At 46.2% G+C, this 23,375-nt stretch carries 18 protein-coding genes; 2 read left to right on the forward strand and 16 right to left on the reverse strand.

Features of this window, described 5'->3' with window-relative positions:
• Positions 1-28: 28 nt before the first annotated feature.
• The 5 genes from mdoH to BM099_RS08085 all read right to left on the reverse strand — a co-directional run bounded on the left by mdoH (position 29) and on the right by BM099_RS08085 (position 7,558).
• Positions 29-2,209 (reverse strand): glucans biosynthesis glucosyltransferase MdoH, encoded by a 2,181-nt coding sequence (gene mdoH / locus BM099_RS08065; RefSeq protein WP_198064178.1) that lies wholly within the window; start codon positions 2,207-2,209, stop codon positions 29-31.
• A complete protein-coding gene (locus BM099_RS08070; RefSeq protein ID WP_090726542.1) occupies positions 2,197-3,798 on the reverse strand; it encodes a glucan biosynthesis protein G in 1,602 nt (533 codons plus the stop codon). Before BM099_RS08070 ends, mdoH begins: the two co-directional genes overlap by 13 nt.
• 196 nt (positions 3,799-3,994) lie before the next feature.
• Positions 3,995-5,035 (reverse strand): acyltransferase family protein, encoded by a 1,041-nt coding sequence (locus BM099_RS08075; RefSeq protein ID WP_090726544.1) that lies wholly within the window; start codon positions 5,033-5,035, stop codon positions 3,995-3,997.
• Between the two features lie 177 nt (positions 5,036-5,212).
• Positions 5,213-6,685, reverse strand: a complete 1,473-nt coding sequence (locus BM099_RS08080; RefSeq protein WP_090726546.1) for an AAA family ATPase — start codon at positions 6,683-6,685, stop codon at positions 5,213-5,215.
• A gap of 21 nt (positions 6,686-6,706) precedes the next feature.
• A complete protein-coding gene (locus BM099_RS08085) occupies positions 6,707-7,558 on the reverse strand; it encodes a YiiX/YebB-like N1pC/P60 family cysteine hydrolase (protein WP_090726548.1) in 852 nt (283 codons plus the stop codon).
• Positions 7,559-7,774: 216 nt separating this feature from the next.
• On the opposite strand from BM099_RS08085, the gene BM099_RS08090 reads away from it, so the two are divergent.
• A complete protein-coding gene (locus BM099_RS08090; protein WP_090726551.1) occupies positions 7,775-8,257 on the forward strand; it encodes a retropepsin-like aspartic protease family protein in 483 nt (160 codons plus the stop codon).
• Between the two features lie 34 nt (positions 8,258-8,291).
• On the opposite strand, the gene BM099_RS08095 is transcribed toward BM099_RS08090, so the two are convergent.
• The 10 genes from BM099_RS08095 to sdhC all read right to left on the reverse strand — a co-directional run bounded on the left by BM099_RS08095 (position 8,292) and on the right by sdhC (position 20,787).
• Complete coding sequence (locus BM099_RS08095; RefSeq protein ID WP_090726553.1) at positions 8,292-9,461, reverse strand: MFS transporter; 1,170 nt, start codon at positions 9,459-9,461, stop codon at positions 8,292-8,294.
• A gap of 83 nt (positions 9,462-9,544) precedes the next feature.
• On the reverse strand, positions 9,545-10,417 hold the full coding sequence (sucD, locus tag BM099_RS08100) for a succinate--CoA ligase subunit alpha (RefSeq protein ID WP_090726555.1): 873 nt from the start codon (positions 10,415-10,417) through the stop codon (positions 9,545-9,547).
• Positions 10,418-10,419: 2 nt separating this feature from the next.
• Positions 10,420-11,586: an ADP-forming succinate--CoA ligase subunit beta gene (gene sucC / locus BM099_RS08105; RefSeq protein ID WP_090726557.1), complete on the reverse strand. Its 1,167-nt coding sequence runs from the start codon at positions 11,584-11,586 to the stop codon at positions 10,420-10,422.
• A 140-nt stretch (positions 11,587-11,726) separates the two neighbouring features.
• Positions 11,727-13,166, reverse strand: coding sequence for a dihydrolipoyl dehydrogenase (gene lpdA / locus BM099_RS08110; RefSeq protein WP_090726560.1), 1,440 nt, complete (start codon positions 13,164-13,166; stop codon positions 11,727-11,729).
• A gap of 38 nt (positions 13,167-13,204) precedes the next feature.
• Positions 13,205-14,413 (reverse strand): 2-oxoglutarate dehydrogenase complex dihydrolipoyllysine-residue succinyltransferase, encoded by a 1,209-nt coding sequence (gene odhB, locus BM099_RS08115; RefSeq protein ID WP_090726562.1) that lies wholly within the window; start codon positions 14,411-14,413, stop codon positions 13,205-13,207.
• 54 nt (positions 14,414-14,467) lie between these two features.
• Positions 14,468-17,302, reverse strand: coding sequence for a 2-oxoglutarate dehydrogenase E1 component (locus BM099_RS08120; protein ID WP_090726564.1), 2,835 nt, complete (start codon positions 17,300-17,302; stop codon positions 14,468-14,470).
• Positions 17,303-17,575: 273 nt separating this feature from the next.
• Entirely contained in the window at positions 17,576-18,280 is a 705-nt protein-coding gene (locus BM099_RS08125; protein WP_090726566.1) for a succinate dehydrogenase iron-sulfur subunit, read from the reverse strand.
• 12 nt (positions 18,281-18,292) lie between these two features.
• Entirely contained in the window at positions 18,293-20,065 is a 1,773-nt protein-coding gene (gene sdhA, locus BM099_RS08130; protein ID WP_090726568.1) for a succinate dehydrogenase flavoprotein subunit, read from the reverse strand.
• A gap of 3 nt (positions 20,066-20,068) precedes the next feature.
• Entirely contained in the window at positions 20,069-20,416 is a 348-nt protein-coding gene (gene sdhD, locus BM099_RS08135) for a succinate dehydrogenase, hydrophobic membrane anchor protein (protein ID WP_090726570.1), read from the reverse strand.
• Complete coding sequence (sdhC, locus tag BM099_RS08140) at positions 20,410-20,787, reverse strand: succinate dehydrogenase, cytochrome b556 subunit (RefSeq protein WP_028469190.1); 378 nt, start codon at positions 20,785-20,787, stop codon at positions 20,410-20,412. The genes sdhD and sdhC overlap by 7 nt, the downstream gene beginning before the upstream one ends.
• Positions 20,788-21,214: 427 nt before the next feature.
• Here sdhC and gltA point away from each other — a divergent pair, with 427 nt between their 5' ends.
• Complete coding sequence (gene gltA, locus BM099_RS08145) at positions 21,215-22,492, forward strand: citrate synthase (protein WP_090726571.1); 1,278 nt, start codon at positions 21,215-21,217, stop codon at positions 22,490-22,492.
• 88 nt (positions 22,493-22,580) lie between these two features.
• On the opposite strand, the gene BM099_RS08150 is transcribed toward gltA, so the two are convergent.
• Entirely contained in the window at positions 22,581-23,354 is a 774-nt protein-coding gene (locus BM099_RS08150) for a hypothetical protein (RefSeq protein WP_090726573.1), read from the reverse strand.
• Positions 23,355-23,375 lie beyond the last annotated feature (21 nt).

Consider the following 23,375-nt stretch of genomic DNA (forward strand, 5'->3'; position numbering starts at 1 on the left):
GTTCAAAAGTTAACAGCCCAAAAGACCATTAACGAACGTTAGCGGGCGTTAACTGGGACAAATGAGACAACGCCGTAAACAACTCAGGGGTCGCCAGCACCAACGCTTGCTCCCGCTGATTCAGATAACTGACCGCCTCACTGACACTGGTCGCTTCACGTATCTTCATAGCCGCTGTCGCCTCAACAGCATCCACTTGTCCGCGAGGACGTGAGGGCATACGGTCAATCAGCGCCAAATGCACGGCATACCAACGCGGATTACTCGCCATCTCGACTAGATCAGGTGAAAAGCTGATCGCCTCTTCATATGCCACTCGGGTGTCGTCCATTGCCTGGCGGATCGCCGGCCTTTGCGCTTCATCAGGTGTGCGGAGTAAACCCCATTTTTTCACCCGGGCGCCAACGGTCCAGGAACTGGTCAACATTGACAAGGGTACTGCTAACAACATCCCGGCAATAGCCGGTGATAACCACGCCAACAGCACCAACGAGTTAAAATAAGCCGCGACGGTTAAAAAGATACCGACAGTCATGTGCCAACGATGTCTATAAATCAATGACTTGAGCGGCAAACTACCATCATCGCGTCGCTGTGGATTCCAGCCAGAGTCATGACCCAGCAGAATCGACATAACAGCACCACTGTGAATCAGCATCATAATCGGAGCAATCAGCGCCGACAGAATCACCTCGAGAATAAAGCTGAGAATCAACCGAAAAAAACCACCCGACTGTCGTCTTAGCGTGCCATTCATAAGATAGGAGATAAATCCCAGCACTTTGGGGGTAAACAAGATAATCATGGTAAAAAAGAACAAGGTTAATGCGCGGGCCGCATCCATCCGAGGCCAGGAAGGGAAGAGGGAAAACTCATCTGTAAAATATTCAGGTCGGATAAATTGTGCTTGCAAGGCCAGCACCAAACCCACCATGATCAGCATTAACCATAACGGTGAAGACAGATACGACATAATACCCGTCAGCAGATGAGTGCGGCTCACCCAGTGTAATCCTTTAGCAGTGACAACGCGGCTGTGCTGTAAATTCCCCTGACACCAGCGACGGTCACGAATAGCCAGATCAATCATCGACGGTGGGCACTCTTCATACGAACCACCCAGATCAGCCGCAATAATCACACTCCAGCCTGCACGACGAATCAATGCGGCTTCTACGAAATCATGACTGAGGATGTGACCACCAAACGGAGGAGCACCTTTAAGATCCGGTAATCCGGCTGCCGACATAAACGCAGTCGTGCGGATAATAGCGTTATGTCCCCAGAAATTACCTTCTTTATCTGTCCACCAGGCAAGACCGGTGCCGACGACCGGGCCATACACCCGGGTGGCAAACTGCTGCAGACGCGCCATTAATGTTGTGCCATTAATGAGTTGCGGAATCGTTTGAATCAAGCCCGCATCAGGATCTGCCTCCATACGACGGGCTAACTCCAGCATCGTACCGGCTTCCATCAGGCTATCGGCATCAAGTACCAGCAGGTGATCATAATGTGCGCCCCATCGCCGGCAAAAGTCAGCAACGTTACCTGCTTTTCTTGCCGTATTCTGTCTGCGACGGCGATAGTAAACATTAACCGTTTTGCCGATACGTTCACGCAGAGCATGAAAGCCCGCTTCTTCGGTTAATGCGATATCAGGATCAGTGGTATCACTAATAACAAACCAGTCAAAAGCCTTGCCCTCTCCGGTTTCGCCAACAGCGCATGCCATTGCTTCAATCGATGCGAATATTCGCTCAGGGGCTTCATTGTAGGTAGGCATCAGTACAGCGGTACGACCATTTAGCGGTATTTTTGAACGCGCCGGCGGAGAGCGACGCTGACCTAGTACATAAAAAAAACCAATGATCGATCCACTAAAGGCAACCGTAATCCAGCTAAAGGTCAAACTGAAAAGCAATAGAACCAGATACTCGACAAAGGTCATCTCACCGACAGCAAGTACCGCCCGCATCTCATTAATGCCCCACACGGACAGCAATAACGCGGACCCTAATACCAGCCAGCGCCGCCATGCATGGGAGTGACAACCATTCGGCTTTACCGGCGAGCGTCGATTCTCCGCACTAAAACTTTGCAAAGATTGGGCGGGCATCTCTCCGGGACGCTCTACTGGCATCCCGGATTCAATCGGCGGCATTGCCGCTGCATGCTGGTGAACCGTTTGGAAGCTTACTTTGTCCACTGATACATCCAGCTTTCCGCCTTCCGTCCATCCGTGAACTCAAGATCCATACGTAATTCAATCAGCTTTTCATCCATGGGATCTAGTTCAAAAGTGACACGATAGCCACCATTAAGCGTATTTTCATTCACCACAATATTTTTTATATCACCGGTAGAGTTTTTAACTTTTGCTGTAGGCTTTTGTATTTCAATGTCTTGCAATGGATTCGGAAAGCGATAATCAATCACAAATAATCGTTTTGGCGTCGGCCCGGTAATGCCTGCCCGCCCGCTACGTGTAGCATCAACTACCGCCTCACCTTGGCCTGCCACAGGTGCAGTCCCCCACACCAAACGGTATGCATAGTGATATTCGGAACCGGCAGGAATAGTATCCTTAGGAGACCAGTAAGCCACAATGTTATCGTGAATTTCTGACTCGGTTGGAATTTCAACCAAAACAACAGCACCTCTCCCCCAGTTGCCCACCGGTTCAACCCATAAGCTTGGGCGGCGCTCATATCGAGCTTCCAGATCCTGAAAGTTATTGAAGTCCCGATTTCGCTGCAACAGACCAAAGCCTAACGGTCCGTTATCCATAAAAGCACTGATCTGCAGTTTTGCCGGATTACCCAGCGGACGCCACAAACGTTCACCACGCCCATTCAGCATTAATAAGCCATCCGAATCATGAACTCGTGGACGGAAATCATCAACCTTGGCTCTTTCATAAGAGGAGAACATGAACATACTGGTGCCCGTGCCCAGCCCTACTTTGTTTAAGTCTTCACGCGGAAAAAGCGTTGCCTCGATGTCCATCACTGTATTTTTGCCCGGGCGCAGAGTAAAACGATAAGCACCTGTTGTACTTGGGCTGTCCAGTAAGGCATAGACCACGATTGAGCTACTGTCTTTAGCGGGTTTTTCAATCCAGAATGCACGAAAAGTCGGGAATTGCTCCCCTTCTGGATCCGCTGTTTTTAATGCTAAGCCGCGTGAAGAAAGGCCGTACGCCTGATTTTTTCCTAATGATCGAAAATAACTAGCGCCCTGAAAGACAGCCATTTCATCAAAATAGTCAGGACGGTTTAACGCGTTATGCAAACGAAACCCAGCAAAACCCACATCTTCAGTCGGTAACGGTTGCTGCATCACTTCACCCGTTGTAAACAGGTCAGGGCTATACTTCAGATGGCGGGATTCGCCCTCCTCAACGATAGCGATCTCAACGGTTTCTTTAAAATAGAAACCACGATGAAACAGCTGCATTTGAAACGGTAATGCCTCATCAGCCCAGATAGAGGAAGCCGGATTAAAACGAATATCCCGATATTCATCATAACTCAGTCCTTGCAGACTGGCAGGCAAAGTCACATCCGGGTCTTTATAGGGTTTTTTAGACAGTTTACGCGCCAGGTCAGCGACCGTATTACGGTTGAATTTACCACTGACAGCGTATTGCACCTCTGGGGTGGCCACAGCTTTCGCTGCAGCAGCGTTGGCTGTCAGAGGCATCATTGATACAACCGCCAGCCCCGGCAATAAAAGGCTTATTGAGGTCAGTTTTTTCCACTGCAAGGAGCTTTTAGCTTTTGATAATAAGGACATATTTAAATTCTTTAGTTATGGCTTAGAGCAAGCAAAAATGATCAATCTAATCAGAAGACAGACCAACTCTGATGAGCAGCACTGACTTTTAACTGTCATCAAATGGCGTCAATTTACACTTATGTTACGTGGATGTAATCATAAATCCACAGATATTAGTCGTATTTCATCCTACGCGAGCCTGACTCAGTAACGATTAAGCGCCGATTAGCCAGCGACTTTTTGTTGGTAATAGTGACCTGAACAAACGAGCCGTATAAAAACTACCGAAAAAGTTAATACTAAATACCAGCAATGTCATCGCCACACTAAACAAAGCACCGCCTGACACACCTCTCCAACCCAGTAGTGGAAAAATATTTGCCATCGCCATCGTAAATAGCGGATGCAGAAAAAAGATCGCAAAACTCAAATCACCGACCTCTTTTAACCAGGCATTTGTTTTTTCACGGCGGGCCAACATCTGACAAATAGCCAGCAAAATAAAGCATAAACCGATCTTTTGGATAAACTGCAGGTCAACACCACGAAATCCAAAAAATGATTTGTGATAATTACCGACCCAAACCCATACATAAGTTTGCAGATACATTGCCCCTGCCACCAGCACAACAGCGATAGTCAGAATCTGCTGATGCTTTTCTTCAAACCAGGGTCTGTGCTGCGAATACAATATCCCCATCAAATAAAAAGGTGTGTAATACAGTAACGACTGTAACACGAAGGCGTTACCATGAGGACGATGCAAAATCACCGCCAACAAGCAGAACAAGAAAAACATAAGTAATTGCCGCCAAACCGGCAGTCGTGAAAAACCAAGATAGAACGGCGATAAGATAAACACCACCATAATAAAAGGGATATACCAGTGAGGAAAAAGCACATAAAAGTTTTTTACTGTATGAAAAATGTTCAGCCCGATTTTATTCAACGGTAAGTCGTCAATCACTCCCCAGCCAAACACGCGAAATGCCAAACCAACAACAGACACAAAGAGAAAAGGCACATAGACATTTTTCAGCTTTTTCACTAGAAACGATTGCAGTTCGAAGTTTTTAGAAAACACCGCATGCAAAAAGAACCCGGAAATAAACACAAAAACAGCGGTGCCACCCCGTACCAGGTTTTCCAATAGAACAGGAAACCCTTTTTCTGAGTTATACACAGAGTGTCCAAGCACGATCAGGATAATGGCCAGCGCACGCAGATAATCAAATTCCAGCAAACGTATTTTCAACTAGATGTCCCGAACAGTATGTATATAAAAGGCAAACAGGAATTCGTGCTTTCAGTATGTGCCAAGATGAGCACCAGTCAGAGGATGACAAACTGTGTACACGATTGAAGTGTTTGTGCGCATATTATGAAACGATTTATATTTCTACGCCACTAGTTGAATAAAAAACATTAGATGCTACTCGCAAGGAACTGTTCGGTCCTCGGCCCAACGACGCAACGCATCAATATTTTCAGACATCACAATAGAGAGCGGTCTGGTTTTGCATAACTCATCCATTAACAGTGATTGTGACAATGCCAACCCTTGAGCGTGTGCGCAATAGTAAGCTGAGATGACTGCCTGCTCAATTTCTGCACCGGAGAACCCTTCACTTGCCTCTACCAAGCGGTAGAAATCATATGATTCTGGCAACTGCTTTTGCCTTTTCAGGTGAATATCAAAAATACTAAAGCGTACTTCCTCATTCGGCAGATCTACAAAAAATATCTCATCGAAACGCCCTTTACGTACTAACTCAGGCGGTAACGCGGTAATATCATTGGCTGTCGCAACAAGAAAAACAGGCGCTTTCTTCTCTGCCATCCAGGTTAACAGCGTCGCCAAAATACGTTTAGCCGGACCACTATCCGCATTGCTACTGTCGATGCCCTTTTCTATTTCATCCAACCATAAAACACAAGGCGACATTACCTCGGCTGTTTTCAACGCATCCCGGAGATTCTTCTCCGTTTCTCCATAATACTTGTTATAAAGCGAACCAAAATCTAATCGCAATAATGGAACCTGCCATGCACCAGCCACTGCTTTAGCTGCCAGACTTTTACCACAGCCTTGAACCCCAAGAAGCAGCACACCTTTGGGCGCAGGCAGATGCGCGACCCGGGCCTCCCCGGTAAAAAAATCCTGACGTTCGTTCAACCATTGCTTGAGCCGCCCAAAACCGGCAATGTCCGAAAACTTTGCAGTGTCATACTCAAAACTCAGATTACCCTGATTGCTCAGCAACTCATATTTGGCCTGAGCAACGTGAGGCATATCACTTAATGAAATAGCACCGTCATCAAAAATAGCGTTACGCGCCAATCGCCGCGCATCCATCCGGGACAACCCCGCAAGGTTGTTGACTAACATACTCAGTGTGGTGTTATCAGTTTGAACTCGTTGGCCACTCTGCTGCGTCCAGTCGCGCGCCTCTTCCCTGATAATCCGCTCCAGCTCTGCGCGCAGCGGTAAAGATATTTCAAGCTTAGCGCTAAGTTTTTTAAGCTCTATCGGGATATCAAATGCATGGCTGAGCAGAATCAAGGTGTGGCCTAAATGATTGAAACTTAGGGCGATATCTTTAAGTAAGCGTACATGCATAGGGTCATCAATAAATGGATGAAAGTCAGCAAGGATATAAACACCGGGAACCTGAACCGATTTTATATGCCCAAGAGCATCGGTGGGTTTGGAAAAAAGTTTCTGAGCTGGCATCGATTGGTCGAGCCGTTCGAACCCTTCCGTCAGACTCCATTTAAAAATCGGGCGCTGCAATACCGCACGCATACCTGCAATCATATCAAGCGTCTGATTTTCTTCATGCGTTTCAATAACGATGATCGGTATCTGTGATTTAATCAGTAGTTCAATCTGATGCTGACTCATTTAACGCTCTCTGCAACTCGCTTAATTATCGGATTTTGCCTCTTTGTTATCTTTTCCACTCTCAGCAAGTGCTGCATCCGGAGTCTGCTCCAGAATCGGTTCCTGATGCTCATTCTGACTATCCAGCGGAGCGCCCCAACACACAATATTATGATAATTGAAGCCTTTTTCAAGCATAGGCTTAATCACTTTGAAATAGGGAGAAACATCAAAATCACGTGGTGTGAATAGGCTTGAGTGGCGGATAAATAACATACGTTCTCTTTGACCAATCTCTTCACCGTATACGACTGAAGGCAATATCGGATAATGAATCGACTGAAAGGCTTCCGCAATTAACGATGAGCAAATAGCACGCGTGGGATCACCGCTGCCAAGTTGCAATAATTTACGTCGCCAGCTTGTCGGCACCGGAGGGGTGGGAAACAGATAACGCGCCAGGTCAAAAATATTTTTACGATCGTACTGATCACCTAAACGAGAAATGAGATAACCAATGACACGCTGTATTTCATTTTCAGACAAACCGACAGGTCTGCAAATACGCGTATGCTGATCATAATAGGTACTCAACGGTACCGCCCTGACCCCTTCAACAATATCCGCCTCTATTAACGTACGAGCCTCCTGGGGCTGATCCATAGAGTCGATGCTCTCGCCAATGTAAACAGCGGCATGAGACCAGGTAGACTGAGTCAGATACTTAATCGCAGTACTCACCCGACTGGTTCCCTCTACCAGCAACACATCGCCTTTTTGGATACAGGAAGCGAGCCTTTCAGGCGAACTGGTCGCAACGAAAGAATCATCATCTCTGGGAGCCGATAAGTAATCCGCAAGAAAAGACCCGATATTCTCTAACATTGGCCGCATTGATAGCTCCACTCACTTCTTCGTCGTATTTAACTTACTCATCTATAACTTGTCGTCTATAACTTGTCCTCTTAATAAAGAGTATAGACACTAGATTTATGTTCAATGACCTTTAGGTTGAACTTTCCGCTGAACTTTACGATAGGATAGATTTCTAATGGATGGAACAGTAAGAGGAATAGATTTATTAATACGATAGATAAAGTGTCTGGCATTATGCGGCATTTAACGTGGTTGATTGCGCTCCTGCTTTTAACCATGTTATTTAATAACTGGCTGGACAAACAACACAACCCCAACTCACTTCTGGTTTCTGCTGCAGGCTTGGACGCAGGCAGCCCTGTTGTGCTCCAACGAAACAGACAAGGACATTATGTTGCATCAGGACTGATAAACGATAACCCGGTGGTTTTTTTACTGGATACCGGCGCAACTGTGATCAGTGTTCCGGAGAATGTTGCGAATGAACTGGGATTAGTTAAAGGGAAAGCGGTCAGAGTTAATACCGCGAACGGGGCTATCTCTGTTTACTCAACACAAATTAACAGTGTCCAGCTTGGAAACATCAAATTGAGAAATGTTGAAGGACACATCAACCCTTACATGACCGGTGGTACCGCCTTGTTAGGCATGAGTTTTCTCAAACATCTTGAATTAAAACAAAGTGGCAATACCTTACAGCTGAAAGCGCCGGGTTAATCACGCCAATTGCAGATAAATATAAGCTCAATGCTTAACGTGTGGGGTCACTCTGTAATAACTCTTTCATGACCCACAAGCCAACCAGAGGCCCCGCCAACATTAGCCAGGCGACGTAATCGCCGATATACGCATATAAGACCGTGGTGAGTGTGATAGAGAAAACTGTCATCAGGAAGCCGATACTGTTCATCAAAGCTAAAGCACTGCCCAAATACTCTTTTGGACAAGAGGCAGCAGCCAGCGCCGAATACTGCGCTGAATCCGCAATAACCGTCATCCCCCATAGTAATAATACAATCAACACTAAGATTATCGGTCCTTGTGCGACAAAAGGCCAAATCAAACAGATAACACCTGATGACAACAACATCAGATAGGCGGTAATCGCACTCCCCCACTCTCGACTCGCCAGCCCGGCGATCAAACACGCAGGCATGCCCACAGCAACAATAATAAACGACAACCAAGGCACCAACGAAAATGACCAGGCCGCCTCTTCAAGTATAGAAAATACAATCACAGGCACGAGTGTCCAAAAAGCATAAAGCTCCCAACAGTGCCCAAAATACGCAATAGCGGCCGCACGAAACGCGGGTATTTTAAACGCCTGTAGCGCTTTACCTCGCATCATGGTTGGCGCGCGCGCGGGTAAATGCTCCCCATCTCCCAACCAATAAATCATCACCGCTGAGATTAATGCAAATACTGATGCACCCAACACAACCCACTGCCAATGAGCGCCATCACTGATACCTCTCATAGCGTGCGGCAAACTGCTGCCCAGTGTTAACATGCCGACTAACCAGCCTAACGCATGACCGGTTTTATTCGGCACCCAACTAACGACGAGCTTCATTCCCAACGGATAAATTCCGGCAAGACTCACGCCGGTCAAAAAACGCCAACACAGAGCAGAAGAAAAGCTGCTTTCTGACCAGAGAAACAATGCATTACATAACGCGCCTAACACAGCACTCGTGGCAAAAACATGACTGGCACGGTATCTGTCAGCAAATCCGCTGAAAGCGATAACAAGCGTTCCGCTGATAAACCCTAACTGAACTGCACTCGTTAAATACCCGAGTTGATCTAACGACAACCCCCAGTCAGACATTAACGCACCCGCAACACCGTTTGGCGTAAACCAAAGTGATGTACCGAGCAACTGAGCGATAACGATTATGCCTAACGGAGCAATCATGTGATAAACCTACAGCAACGAAAACAAACCTGACTAAACGCAAAAAGGCAGCCGAAGCTGCCTTTTATAACCTGAAGACTAACTTACCAGCCAGTTATTTCAGACAGTGCTTTGCCGATATCAGCCAAAGAACGTACTGTTTTAACGCCTGCGTCTTCCAGTGCAGCAAACTTCTCATCAGCAGTACCTTTACCGCCAGAGATGATTGCGCCCGCATGACCCATACGCTTACCTACAGGTGCAGTAACACCCGCAATGTAAGAAACAACAGGCTTAGTCACATTAGCTTTGATGTAAGCAGCCGCTTCTTCTTCAGCAGAACCACCGATCTCACCGATCATTACAATCGCTTCAGTCTGAGGATCGTTCTGGAACATTTCCAGAATATCGATGAAGTTAGCGCCTGGAATCGGGTCACCACCAATACCTACACAAGTAGACTGGCCGAAACCTGCATCCGTAGTCTGCTTAACAGCTTCATACGTCAATGTACCAGAGCGAGAAACGATACCCACTTTGCCTGGCAAATGGATATGACCTGGCATGATGCCGATCTTACATTCACCCGGAGTGATAACACCTGGGCAGTTAGGACCGATAAGGCGAACACCCAGCTCATCACACTTCACTTTACACTGCAGCATATCCATAACAGGAATATGTTCAGTGATACAAACGATCAGTTTGATGCCTGAATTAGCAGCTTCCAGAATAGAGTCTTTACAGAAGGGAGCAGGTACATAGATGACAGACGCGTCTGCACCTGTCACTTCTACTGCTTCTTTAACTGTATTAAATACAGGAAGACCTAAATGCTCAGTACCGCCTTTACCCGGTGTAACACCACCGACCATTTTAGTACCGTAAGCGATCGCTTGCTCAGAGTGGAAAGTACCCTGACCACCGGTGAAACCCTGACAGATAACTTTGGTATCTTTATTAATCAGAATGGACATTATTACTTACCCCCCGCAGCTTTAACTGCTTGCTGAGCAGCATCTGTCAGACTGGTAGCAGCAATGATATCCAAACCAGACTCAGCCAGGCGCTGTGCACCTAACTCAGCATTATTACCTTCTAAACGTACAACAACAGGTACGGTTACACCTACTTCCTTCACGGCACCAATGATACCTTCAGCAATCAGGTCACAACGTACGATACCACCGAAGATATTAACCAAAACGGCTTTAACTTTGTCGTCAGCCAAGATGATTTTAAATGCTTCAGTAACACGTTCTTTAGTTGCACCGCCGCCAACGTCAAGGAAGTTAGCCGGGAAGCCACCGTGTGTAGCAACGATGTCCATTGTTCCCATTGCCAAGCCAGCACCGTTAACCATGCAACCAATAGTACCATCCAGTGCAACATAGTTAAGATCCCAGGTAGCAGCGTGAGCTTCACGAGCATCTTCCTGCGAAGGATCGTGCATTTCCTGAATATCTTTGTGACGATAAACAGCGTTACCATCGATCACAATTTTAGCATCCAGGCAATGCAGGTTACCGGCATCAGTAATAACCAGAGGGTTGATCTCAAGCAAAGCAAGATCTTTCTCTTCAAACATTTTAGCAAGACCCAGGAAGATCTTAGTGAATTGTTTGATCTGATCACCGTTCAAACCTAGCTGAAAAGCCAACTCACGTGCCTGATAAGGCTGCGCACCCGTCAACGGATCAATGGTGGCTTTCAGAATTTTTTCTGGAGTCTCGTGTGCAACTTTCTCAATTTCAACGCCGCCTTCAGTTGAAGCCATGAAAACGATACGACGAGAAGAGCGATCTACAACAGCACCCAGATATAGCTCTTGAGCGATATCAGTACATGTTTCAACAAGAATTTTTGTTACAGGCTGGCCATTAGCATCCGTCTGATAAGTCACCAGATTTTTGCCTAACCAGTGAGCTGCAAATTCTTTTGCCGCTTCTGCTGTTTCAACCAGCTTAACGCCGCCCGCTTTACCGCGACCACCGGCGTGAACCTGAGCTTTAACAACCCATTTATCACCGCCAATTTTATTCACTGCTTCTACTGCAGCTTCCGGAGTGTCTACCGCGTAACCTTTGGATACTGGCAGACCATATTGAGCAAACAGTTGTTTGCCTTGGTACTCGTGAAGATTCATGCTCTAGTCCGTTTGTTGTCTCTGATAAATCTGGATAAGTAGATACCTACCCAGCCCACAGGGCTTACGACAAGCTCTCGCTAATTTGGCCGGGCGTGCACCCGGCCAAAATCATAAAACGTCTGATATGATGAACTAAATTAGCGTTTTTTGCGATTAGCCATATGTATTGCATGGTTGTCTACTGCTAATGCTGCTTCATGCACAGCTTCACTCACAGTTGGGTGAGCAAAGCACATTAACTGCAGATCTTCTGCACTTGAGCAGAATTCCATCGCGATACCACCCTGAGCGATAAGCTCAGATGCGATCGCGCCCACTATATGAACACCCAAAATGCGGTCTGTTTCTTCATCAGCAATGATTTTTACAAAACCATCAGTTGCATTAGAAGCCATTGCACGACCTGAAGCCGCAAATGGGAATTTACCGACCTTGATTTTAACGCCTTCTGCTTTGAGCTCCTGCTCAGTTTTACCCACCCATGCTAATTCAGGGAATGTGTAAATAATGTTAGGGATTACATCATAATTCATAGCCGCTTTATGACCGGCAATGATATCTGCAACCATAACACCTTCTTCTGAAGCTTTATGTGCCAACATGGGTCCACGTACTGAATCACCAATAGCGTATACACCTGGTACACCCGTACGGCAAGATTCATCAACAAAAATAAAGCCACGCTCATCCAGCTTAACGCCGCTATCACCTGCCAACAAACCCTGAGTCTGAGGACGACGACCGACAGCCACAATCAACTTATCAACGACAAGCTCTTGTTCACCAGCGGCATCAGTATATTTAACTTTAACTTCTTTGCCGTCAATGATCTCTGTACCCGTGCAACGTGCGCTCAGCTTGATATCAAGACCTTGCTTACCCAGAAGTTTTTGTGCTTCTTTTGCTACATCTTTATCGCAGAGCGTTAAAAAGCCGTCCATCGCTTCAAGCACTGTCACCTGAGAACCCAGACGCGCCCAGATAGAGCCCATTTCCAAGCCAATTACACCGGCACCGATGACACCTAAACGCTTAGGCGTTTCATCGATATTCAATGCGCCGGCATTATCAAGGATCAAACCTTCAGTCAGTGGCGCTGGTGGAATCTCAACAGGAACCGAACCAGATGCCAAAATAACATTGTCGGCATCATAAATTGTCGCAGTACCGTCAGCAGCCGTAACCTCAACCTGCTTATTAGCCAACAGTTTACCCATACCTGACAAGGTAGTTACGCCGTTCGCTTTAAACAGGCCAGTGATGCCGCCAGTTAGGTTTTTAACAATGGTATCTTTACGCGATACCATTTTTTTAACATCCATCTGTACATCAGATGTCTGAATTCCGTGCACGTCAAAATCATGTGCAGCTTCATGGAATTTATGAGTAGATTCCAATAAGGCTTTGGAAGGTATACAACCTACATTCAAGCATGTACCACCTAAGACAGTAGCACCCTTATTATCAACCCATTTCTCAACACATGCAGTTTTCAGCCCGAGCTGAGCAGCGCGTATTGCAGCAACATATCCACCAGGACCGGCACCGATTACGATTACATCAAATTTTTGTGACATGTGTCTTTCCTATTCTAAAGTTGGTTACAGGGTTGAAATTACACATCAAGTAGAATGCGGGCTGGATCTTCCAGCAAGCTCTTAACAGTAACGAGGAATTGTACCGCCTCTTTACCATCAATCATACGATGGTCGTAAGACAATGCCAGATACATCATTGGCAGAATAACAACTTCACCGTTCACCGCCATTGGACGATCCTGGATTTTATGCATTCCAAGAATAGCTGTCTGAGGCGGGTTAAGAATTGGAGTTGACATCAGGGAGCCGAAAGTACCACCGTTTGTAATAGTGAAGGTACCACCCTGCATATCAGCCATACCCAACTTACCATCACGGCCACGTTTACCGAAATCAGCAATAGTTGCTTCAATATCAGCCAGCCCCATGGCATCAGTATCACGCAATACAGGTACCATCAGACCACGGTCTGTAGATACAGCAACGCCGATATCCTGGTAACCATGATAAACCATGTCATTACCATCGATTGAAGCATTCACTGCAGGGAAACGCTTCAGCGCTTCAGTTACGGCCTTGACGAAGAAAGACATAAAGCCAAGACGCGTACCATTATGGGTTTTCTCGAACAGGTCTTTGTACTGTTTACGCAATTCCATAACGGGTTTCATATTAACTTCGTTATACGTTGTTAACATGGCAGCTGTCTGCTGCGCTTCAACCAGACGTTTAGCAATAGTGGCACGCAGACGCGTCATTGGCACACGCTTCTCAACGCGATCACCTTCAACAACATTAACAGCTACCGCAGCCGGGGCTGCTTTAGCTGGTGCAGGAGCTGAAGTACTAGCTGCTGCAGGAGCACCTGTCTTCATAAAGCCAAGGACGTCTTCCTTAGTGATGCCGCCATTCTTACCCGTACCTGGAATCTGATTTACATCAAGATTATTTTCATCAATCAGCTTACGTGCAGCAGGGCCTACTTTATCAGCGTCACCCGCTTCAGCAGATGCCGTTTCAGCGGCAGGAGCTGCGGCAGAACCAGCCGCGCCAGCTTCAAAAATCGCTATGATTTCGTCGCTAAGGACCGTATCGCCTTCACCTTTAATAATTTCTTTCAGCACACCATCTTGCGGCGCTACAACTTCAAGTACAACTTTATCTGTTTCAATATCTACAATCAGGTCATCAGCAGAACAAGCTTCGCCTGGTTGTTTATGCCAAGTTGCAACGGTACCGTCGGCAACCGATTCAGGAAATGTAGGGGCTTTAATTTCAATGGACATTTCTATTCCTTATATGCTCAAAAAGCTGCCCTTTTATTTGGGGCAGCTTTGTCATTAACCGTTGATTGCTTCGTTTACCAGAGATTCTTGCTGTTCAACATGCACAGAGATATAGCCAACTGCTGGCGCAGCAGATGCAGCACGACCTACACCCTCCAGCGCAAGAGAAGAATCATGCTTATGTAACACATGACGCATATGATGCTGTGTGCAATACCATGCGCCCTGGTTCATAGGCTCTTCCTGGCACCAAACGACAGAATCAAGATTGGTATATTCTTTAATTGTTTCAGCCAGATCTTTTTCAGGGAACGGATACAGCTGTTCTATACGCACGATCGCAACATCGGCTTTTTCAAGCTCTGCACGACGATTGTAAAGATCGTAATAAACCTTGCCGCCACACAGAACCAAACGTTTTACTTTTTTCGGTTCCAGTGTATCTACTTCGCCAATGACGGGCATGAAGGTACCTTCAGCCAGTTCTTCCAAAGTAGATGTAGCCTGTTTATGACGAAGTAAGCTTTTAGGTGACATAACCACCAATGGCTTACGCAGCGGACGTACCACCTGACGACGCAACAGATGGAAAATCTGTGCAGGCGTAGTCGGCGTACATACCTGAATATTATGCTCGGCTGATAATTGCAGGAAACGCTCAAGACGTGCTGAGGAATGCTCAGGGCCCTGACCTTCAAAACCATGCGGCAGCAACAGTGTCAAACCACACAGACGCTGCCACTTATGTTCTCCACTGGTGATGAATTGGTCGATGACAACCTGCGCTCCATTGGCAAAGTCACCAAACTGAGCTTCCCAGATAACCAGCGCATTCGGCATGGTTGTAGCGTAACCATACTCAAACGCCAACACCGCTTCTTCAGACAAATAAGAGTCATGCAAAGTAAGACGTGGCTGATCAACTGACAAATTTTCTAATGGCAGATAAGTTTCCTGCGTTTTCTGATCATGTAATACCGCATGACGATGCGAGAACGTACCGCGCCCAACATCCTGACCTGTTAGTCGAACAGGGTGCCCTTCAGCTAGAATAGTGGCATAAGCCAGTGATTCAGCCATCCCCCAATTCAACTCCATTGCGCCCGCAGCCATACGCTTACGGTCATCATAAATTTTCTGAACCTGACGCTGCACAACAAACCCTTTAGGGGTTTCACAAATCTGCGCGCCAATCTCCTGAAGCAATTTAAGATCAACCCGGGTATCGCATTCAAAAGTCCACTCATGGCCTAAATACGGACGCCAGTCTACAAACAATTCAGAATTTGGCTGATGTACTAACGACTTAACAACGTGCTCACCGTTTTCAAGTAATCGACGATATTCAACTTCTTTTTTCTTACTCTCTTCAGCAGTAATAACGCCTTCATCAATTAACTTCTGAGCATACAACTCACGCGTTGTTTTCTGTTTTTTGATCTGCGCATACATAAGAGGCTGCGTGCCAGATGGCTCATCAGCTTCGTTATGACCACGACGGCGATAGCAGAACAGATCAATAACAACGTCTTTTTTGAATTCATTACGATAATCCAAAGCAACCTGAGTAACAAAACGCACGGCTTCCGGATCATCGCCATTGACATGAAAGATAGGCGCCTGAATCATTTTAGCAACATCAGTTGCATATTCAGTTGAGCGAGAATCTTCTTTTTTGTTGGTGGTAAAACCAACCTGGTTGTTGATCACTATATGGATCGTACCACCAGTTTTGTAGGCGCGAGTCTGAGACATCTGGAATGTCTCCATCACTACACCCTGGCCTGCAAATGCCTGATCACCGTGCAAGTTCACAGGAACAACTGTCGTTCCAACCGGATCATTACGGCGGTCCTGACGAGCACGAACCGAGCCCTCAACAACAGGGGCAGAGATTTCAAGGTGAGATGGGTTAAATGCCATCGCAATATGTACTTCACCACCGCCAGTCATGATATTGGATGAAAAGCCCTGGTGGTATTTCACATCACCCGATGTTTCAAGGGTCTTCTTACCTTCAAACTCACTAAACAGCTCTGCTGGGTTTTTACCGAAAATATTGACCAGGGTATTCAAACGCCCACGGTGAGCCATACCAATAACTACTTCTTTGGCACCTTGCTTACCTGCACGTTGAATCAGCGTATTGAGTGCAACAATCAGTGACTCACCACCCTCTACACCAAAGCGTTTAGCGCCGGCATAACGTGAACCTAAATACTTTTCAAGGCCTTCTGCAGCCGTTAAACGCTCCAGAATCATCCTTTTCTTAGCAACATCAACCTGCGGATGAGAACGCACAGGCTCGATGCGTGACTGAATCCAACGCTTTTCCTGCGTATCAACGATATGCATGTACTCAGCACCTACTGTGGCACAGTAAGTCTTTTTAAGGTCCGCAATAATATCTTTCAGCGGCGCTTCTTCAGGCCCAAAGAACAATGAACCTAGCTGGAATTTAGTATCAAAGTCAGCTTCAGAAAGTTCATGATAACGCAGCTCTAAATCAGGTACGTCTTCACGCTCCATTAACCCTAACGGATCAATTTTCGCTACCTGATGACCACGAACGCGGTAAGCATTGATCATTCGCAATACGCGAATCTGCTTCTGTTCATGCTCCGAAGAAACACTGCCAACAGACGCTGGCTGACTATTACGTTTCTGGTTTTTAGCTAAATAAAGGAAGTGCTCACGCACTGGTGAATGGGGGACATCCAGAGAAATGCTTTCTCCCACTTTTGGCAAGCGGTCGAACTCTTCCCGCCATTCTTGTGGAATGGCATTGGGGTCCATAAGGTAAGTTTCATATAGTTGTTCGATGTAGGAGAGGTTACCACCATATAGGTGAGCATTCTTCCACAGCAACTCCATTACGCCTTCTTGCATTAGTTGTTCACCCTAGCTCGAGAGACTGTCCGCGCTGCCAGATCACACCATTCATCTGACAATTAAATACGCAAATGCCCCTTCTTGTGTTTCCGTTGTCTTAACCCTGCATAACCACCAATATCCTTGGAAATGCGGGCAATATTGTACGCCTTTTAAAACAGGCTTTATATATCAAACAAAGTCCGATTCTACAGAAAATTAAAGCTTTGAAGCATAAGCCTTTCGGCTAAACGGACAAAAAAACGGCACCTGAGGTGCCGTTTATTCTTCTTAGGTCGCTTGCTGGATCAGCATGTTACGAATTTTCCCGATTGCCTTAGTAGGATTCAATCCTTTCGGACAAACATTGACGCAGTTCATGATGCCATGACAGCGGAAAACACTAAACGGATCATCCAACTCCGCCAGACGCTCTCGTGTTGCTGTATCACGACTATCCGCAAGGAATCGATACGCCTGCAACAAACCAGACGGCCCGACGAACTTATCAGGATTCCACCAGAACGAAGGACAAGCCGTTGTACAACATGCACACAAGATGCACTCATACAAACCATCCAACTCTGCGCGCTCTTCAGGCGACTGAAGACGCTCCATCGTCGGCGCTGGCGTGTCGTTAATTAAGAATGGTTTTATTTTCTCGTACTGCTTATAGAACTGAGACATATCCACAACTAAGTCGCGAATAACAGGCAGCCCCGGCAGAGGACGAATAACCAGCTTATCATCTACTACCACCTGAGAAAGCGCAGTAATACAAGCCAGACCATTCTTACCGTTCATATTCATACCGTCAGAACCACACACACCTTCACGGCATGAACGACGGTAACCCAAAGATGTATCCTTCTCTTTCAAAAGATGAAGAACATCCAGCACCATGATGTCTTTACCGCCCGGGATATCAATATGGATATCCTGCATGTAAGGAGCATCATCAGTCTCAGGATTGTAACGATATACGCTTACTAACACTGTAATCTCTCCTTAATAAGTACGGACTTTAGGCGGGAACGCTGGAACAGTCTTGGGCGCAAAGTTAACGGCACGCTTACCAACAGTCTTGTCCTGCGGATAGTAAACTGAATGACACAACCAGTTTTCATCATCGCGTTCTGTAAAATCATTACGAGCATGTGCACCACGAGATTCAGTACGAACCTCTGCAGCTATCGCTGTAGCCTCAGCAACTTCCATCAGATTCTGAAGTTCAAGTGCTTCGATACGCGCCGTATTAAAAGCATTACTCTTATCATCAAGATACAGATTATCAGCTTTTTTACGAATATCAGCCAGCAACGCAAGTCCTTTCTGCATGCTTTCACCGTCACGGAAAACACCGAAGTATAGCTGCATTGTCGCCTGCAGTTCTTTGCGAACCGCAGCCACATCTGCACCCTCAGTTGATCCATTAAGACGATTCAAACGAGCCATTGCACGTTCAAGATCAGCTGCAGACGCATCCTTAACTTCATAGCCTTCACGCATCTGCTTCTCGATCTGAATACCCGCCGCACGACCGAAAACGACCAAATCAAGCAGCGAATTACCACCCAGACGGTTTGCGCCATGAACTGACACACATGCCACTTCACCACAAGCAAACAGACCTTCGATAACGGTATGGCCACCATCCTTATCGGGAGCCAAAGCCTGACCACCGATATTAGTAGCCACACCGCCCATCTGATAATGACAAGTCGGCACAACCGGAATAGGCTCTTTAACAGGATCAGCGTGAGCAAACGTTTTAGACAGCTCACAGATACCAGGCAGACGTGAATGAAGAACCTCTTCACCCAAATGATCAAGCTTCAGATATACGTGATCGCCATCAGGACCACAGCCCCGGCCATCCAGAATTTCAAGAATCATTGAACGCGCGACCACATCACGACCCGCAAGGTCTTTTGCGTTTGGCGCATAACGCTCCATGAAGCGCTCACCGTCTTTATTAATCAGGTAACCGCCTTCACCACGACAACCTTCAGTCACAAGCGTACCTGCGCCTGCGATACCCGTCGGGTGAAACTGCCACATTTCCATGTCCTGCGCAGGTACACCTGCACGCAAGGACATTCCCATACCGTCACCGGTATTGATCAATGCGTTAGTAGTAGAAGCAAAAATACGCCCCGCACCACCGGTTGCAAGAACAGTCGCTTTCGCTTTGATATAAACTGTCTCACCTGTTTCTATGCAGATAGCGATACAACCGACAACAGCACCATCTTCATTTTTAACCAGATCAACAGCATACCACTCGTTAAGAAAAGTCGTACCTGCTTTCAGGTTAGCCTGATAAAGAGTATGCAATAAAGCATGCCCTGTACGGTCAGCCGCAGCACAAGTACGTGCAGCCTGAGTCGGATTATCAGGACCCTTAGACTGGCCACCGAACGGACGCTGGTAGATACGACCCGTTTCAGTACGAGAGAAAGGCAAACCCATATGATCTAATTCAAACACAGCCTGAGGACCAACAGAGCACATATACTCAATTGCGTCCTGGTCACCGATATAATCAGATCCCTTAACTGTGTCATACATATGCCAGCGCCAATCGTCATTCGGATCAGCACTTGCGATTGCACAGGTAATACCACCCTGAGCAGATACTGTGTGTGAGCGTGTTGGAAACACTTTAGTCACACAAGCAGTATCTAACCCAGACTGTGCCAGCTGCAGCGCGGCACGCATGCCCGCACCACCACCGCCTACTACAATCGCGTCAAAAGTTAACGTGCGCAGTTCATTCATCTCTTAGACACCCCACAGAATCTGAATACCCCAAACGACGTAAATAAACGTCAACAAACCACATCCAGCCTGAACAACAAAACGAAGCCCAGTAGGTTTAATGTAATCTGTAGTTACCGACCATAAACCGATCCAGGCATGTGCAGCCATGGATAGTAAAGCCAGCAGGGTGAAGATGCGCATCGAAGTGCACTCAAATAATGATTTCCACTGCATATAATCCATATCTGAATTAAACAGCAGATAACCCATCATGAAGATCGTATAGGCCAGCAATACTACAGCTGTGACTCGCTGGACCATCCAGTCGTATAAGCCACTCCGACCAAAGCTAGTGATACTTGTTACCATACCCAGACTCCTGCCAGTAGAATTGCGACTGCACCAGCGATCAATGTAGCTTTAGCTGCCATTGTTCCACTCTCCAACTCTTCAAGATGTCCGGCATCCATTATCAGATGCTTAACTCCCGCAAGAAGGTGATACAGTAATGCGGATACTAATCCCCATGTAATTAGCCTCGCGAAGAAGCCCTCTTCTAACATGGTAGTTGCTTCGTTAAAGCCAGCTTCAGATTCGAGAGACATTCCTAATGCATATGTCATAAAGAGTGTGCCAAAAAACAACACAACACCAGTAGCACGATGCAATATGGATGTAATCGCAGGAAGTGGCTGCTTGATAGTTCTTAGGTCTAAATTTACAGGTCTTTTTTTGTTCACGGCTCTTATTCACACTTTGCTGCCCATCAAGGGGCAAGGTTGCTAGGTAGTGTTCAGAGAGTAATTCCTCAGACTAAAGTACGCTCAAACACTTAGCTTACACGTACTTCGGAAGGGGATTATAGACAGTTAAAAATCAGAATACAACGCGCCAGGCAAGGCCTTAAGCCTAACGTCTAGTGAGCGTAAATGGTTGTCGTAATTACCTTATACAACTAAAAGGGTATTCTGTCCTTGATCTATTATTGGTAAAAATTACCCTCGATTGCTGCAATGCAGAAAAAGCATTTAGTGTCCAGATTGACAATCTTGAATCAATCTTTATATTGGGCATATCCCAAGCGGACTAAGACTCTGGATATAACCTTGGATACAATCTATATATCACAGAAGTCTAATATAACGAATAAAATGATAGGAGCCTATAATGGCTGATAAAAAAGCACGTTTGACAATCGATGGCGTTGATGAAGTAATTGAACTATCTGTTTATTCCGGCACTCTAGGGCCTGATGTTATTGACGTACGCCCACTGACAGGCCGAGGTCTGTTCACATATGACCCCGGTTTTGTTTCTACTGCAGCTTGTGAGTCCAGCATTACTTATATCGACGGTGATCAAGGCATCTTGTTACATCGTGGTTATCCGATAGAACAACTTGCCAAACACTCCGATTACCTGGAAACGTGTTATTTGCTCTTAAATGGCGAGTTACCCACTGCAGAACAGAAAGAACAATTTGTAAATACCATTAAAAATCACACCATGGTTCATCAACAAATGACCCATTTTTTCAATGGTTTCCGACGTGATGCTCATCCAATGGCCATCATGGTGGCGGTTGTCGGCGCGCTATCTGCCTTTTATCATGACTCACTTGATATTGATGATCCGCACCACCGTGAGGTATGCGCATATCGTCTGATTGCAAAAATGCCTACGATTGCTGCTATGTGTTACAAGTACAGCATTGGCCAGCCATTTCAGTACCCACAAAACGATCTGAACTATGCAGACAACTTCCTGCATATGATGTTTGGCACACCTTGCGCTACTTACGTACCTAATCCAATTCTTTCCAAAGCTATGGATCGCATCTTCCTGTTGCACGCCGATCATGAGCAAAACGCATCAACCTCTACTGTACGTCTTGCTGGTTCATCAGGTGCCAACCCATTTGCCTGTATTGCATCCGGTGTTGCTGCACTTTGGGGGCCTGCTCACGGTGGTGCTAACGAAGCTGTATTACAGATGCTGGAAGAGATCGGCGATGAAGCAAACATCCCTGAGTTCATCCAGCGCGCTAAAGATCCAGATGATGACTTCCGTCTGATGGGCTTCGGACATCGTGTTTATCGCAACTTTGACCCTCGCGCCAAAGTGATGAAACAGGCTTGTGATGAAGTTCTTGCGGAACTAGGCATTGAAAACGATCCTCTACTGAAAATTGCTAAACGCCTTGAGCAGATTGCCTTGGAAGATGAGTATTTCGTACAGCGTAAACTGTATCCGAACGTCGATTTCTACTCAGGTATTATTCTCAAAGCTATTGGCATTCCAACCAACATGTTTACTGTAATCTTCGCCTTGTCTCGTACAATCGGCTGGATTTCTCATTGGAGCGAATTCCACAGCAGCCCGAATAAAATTGGTCGCCCTCGCCAGCTTTACACGGGTCAAAAACAACGCGATTATCCAGAATAATAGCCACACCTATAAAGAAACCCGCTTAAAGGCGGGTTTTTTTTACTTACTTTTTATACTTAGTTAAAGATAATTTAACTAATAATATCTAATCAGCATCTCGCCAATTTATCTCTATTGCTGTCGCCGATCCTACCACCACATACTCCAAACTTGGTGGAATAATGGCAATTGAGGGTGATATTTGCACCCGACCTCCCATAATTTCAGCTTGCAGCTGCGGCATGAGTGGTACTTTAGTCGGATCAGCGTACCCATCAGGCCACAATGGCCAACTGGTTTCAGGGTCATATTTATCATTGGCGCCCAAGGTATGCAGCAACTCATGTGCAGCAATCAAATTGTTCTGACCTTGATATTCTGCATCCGCATAACCGTTCACCAAGCCGATCAAACCTTTTTGCAACCCCAGAGAATGTCGTAACAACTGCTGGTTATTGGGAGAAAAAAATCGCATGTATATTTTGATATCCGGATCAGGCCCACCCCAGTTATCCTGGCGCCATGACCAATAGCGCATCTGCAAACTCCAGACAATATTATCAAACAAACTCGGATTATCTGGTGGTTCTGGAGGATGATTATTCAGTTGAGGAGCCAGCATCACTTCAACAGGTCTTTCAATTGCGACCTGATAACGGCGCGCCTCTTTGATAAAAAAAGACTCAATATCATCAAAATCTGTCTCTTTTAACGTATCGATATAGCCTTGCGTATCCTCCCGCCCATCGGCATTAAGCGGATAAACGACTACCCACAGCGACTTATCCCAATCCGTTGTACGGATTTTTGATAACAATGTATTGAGACTTACCACCAGCAGCAAAATAACCAACAACACCAAGCGGATTGTTTTGTACATTTCTTATACCTTTTCACGTGC

The organism is Neptunomonas qingdaonensis (genome assembly GCF_900113275.1).
Lineage (GTDB): Bacteria > Pseudomonadota > Gammaproteobacteria > Pseudomonadales > Balneatricaceae > Neptunomonas > Neptunomonas qingdaonensis.

Bases quoted from the DNA above. Each gene is read 5' to 3' on its own strand.
- sucD (WP_090726555.1), bottom strand. From the start codon at position 10,417: ATGTCCATTCTGATTAATAAAGATACCAAAGTTATCTGTCAGGGTTTC.
- BM099_RS08095 (WP_090726553.1), bottom strand. From the start codon at position 9,461: ATGATTGCTCCGTTAGGCATAATCGTTATCGCTCAGTTGCTCGGTACA.
- BM099_RS08080 (WP_090726546.1), bottom strand. From the start codon at position 6,685: ATGAGTCAGCATCAGATTGAACTACTGATTAAATCACAGATACCGATC.
- sdhD (WP_090726570.1), bottom strand. From the start codon at position 20,416: ATGGTAACAAGTATCACTAGCTTTGGTCGGAGTGGCTTATACGACTGG.
- sdhA (WP_090726568.1), bottom strand. From the start codon at position 20,065: ATGAATGAACTGCGCACGTTAACTTTTGACGCGATTGTAGTAGGCGGT.
- BM099_RS08070 (WP_090726542.1), bottom strand. From the start codon at position 3,798: ATGTCCTTATTATCAAAAGCTAAAAGCTCCTTGCAGTGGAAAAAACTG.
- odhB (WP_090726562.1), bottom strand. From the start codon at position 14,413: ATGTCCATTGAAATTAAAGCCCCTACATTTCCTGAATCGGTTGCCGAC.
- lpdA (WP_090726560.1), bottom strand. From the start codon at position 13,166: ATGTCACAAAAATTTGATGTAATCGTAATCGGTGCCGGTCCTGGTGGA.
- BM099_RS08085 (WP_090726548.1), bottom strand. From the start codon at position 7,558: ATGCGGCCAATGTTAGAGAATATCGGGTCTTTTCTTGCGGATTACTTA.
- BM099_RS08150 (WP_090726573.1), bottom strand. From the start codon at position 23,354: ATGTACAAAACAATCCGCTTGGTGTTGTTGGTTATTTTGCTGCTGGTG.
- BM099_RS08120 (WP_090726564.1), bottom strand. From the start codon at position 17,302: ATGCAAGAAGGCGTAATGGAGTTGCTGTGGAAGAATGCTCACCTATAT.
- BM099_RS08090 (WP_090726551.1), top strand. From the start codon at position 7,775: ATGCGGCATTTAACGTGGTTGATTGCGCTCCTGCTTTTAACCATGTTA.
- gltA (WP_090726571.1), top strand. From the start codon at position 21,215: ATGGCTGATAAAAAAGCACGTTTGACAATCGATGGCGTTGATGAAGTA.
- sucC (WP_090726557.1), bottom strand. From the start codon at position 11,586: ATGAATCTTCACGAGTACCAAGGCAAACAACTGTTTGCTCAATATGGT.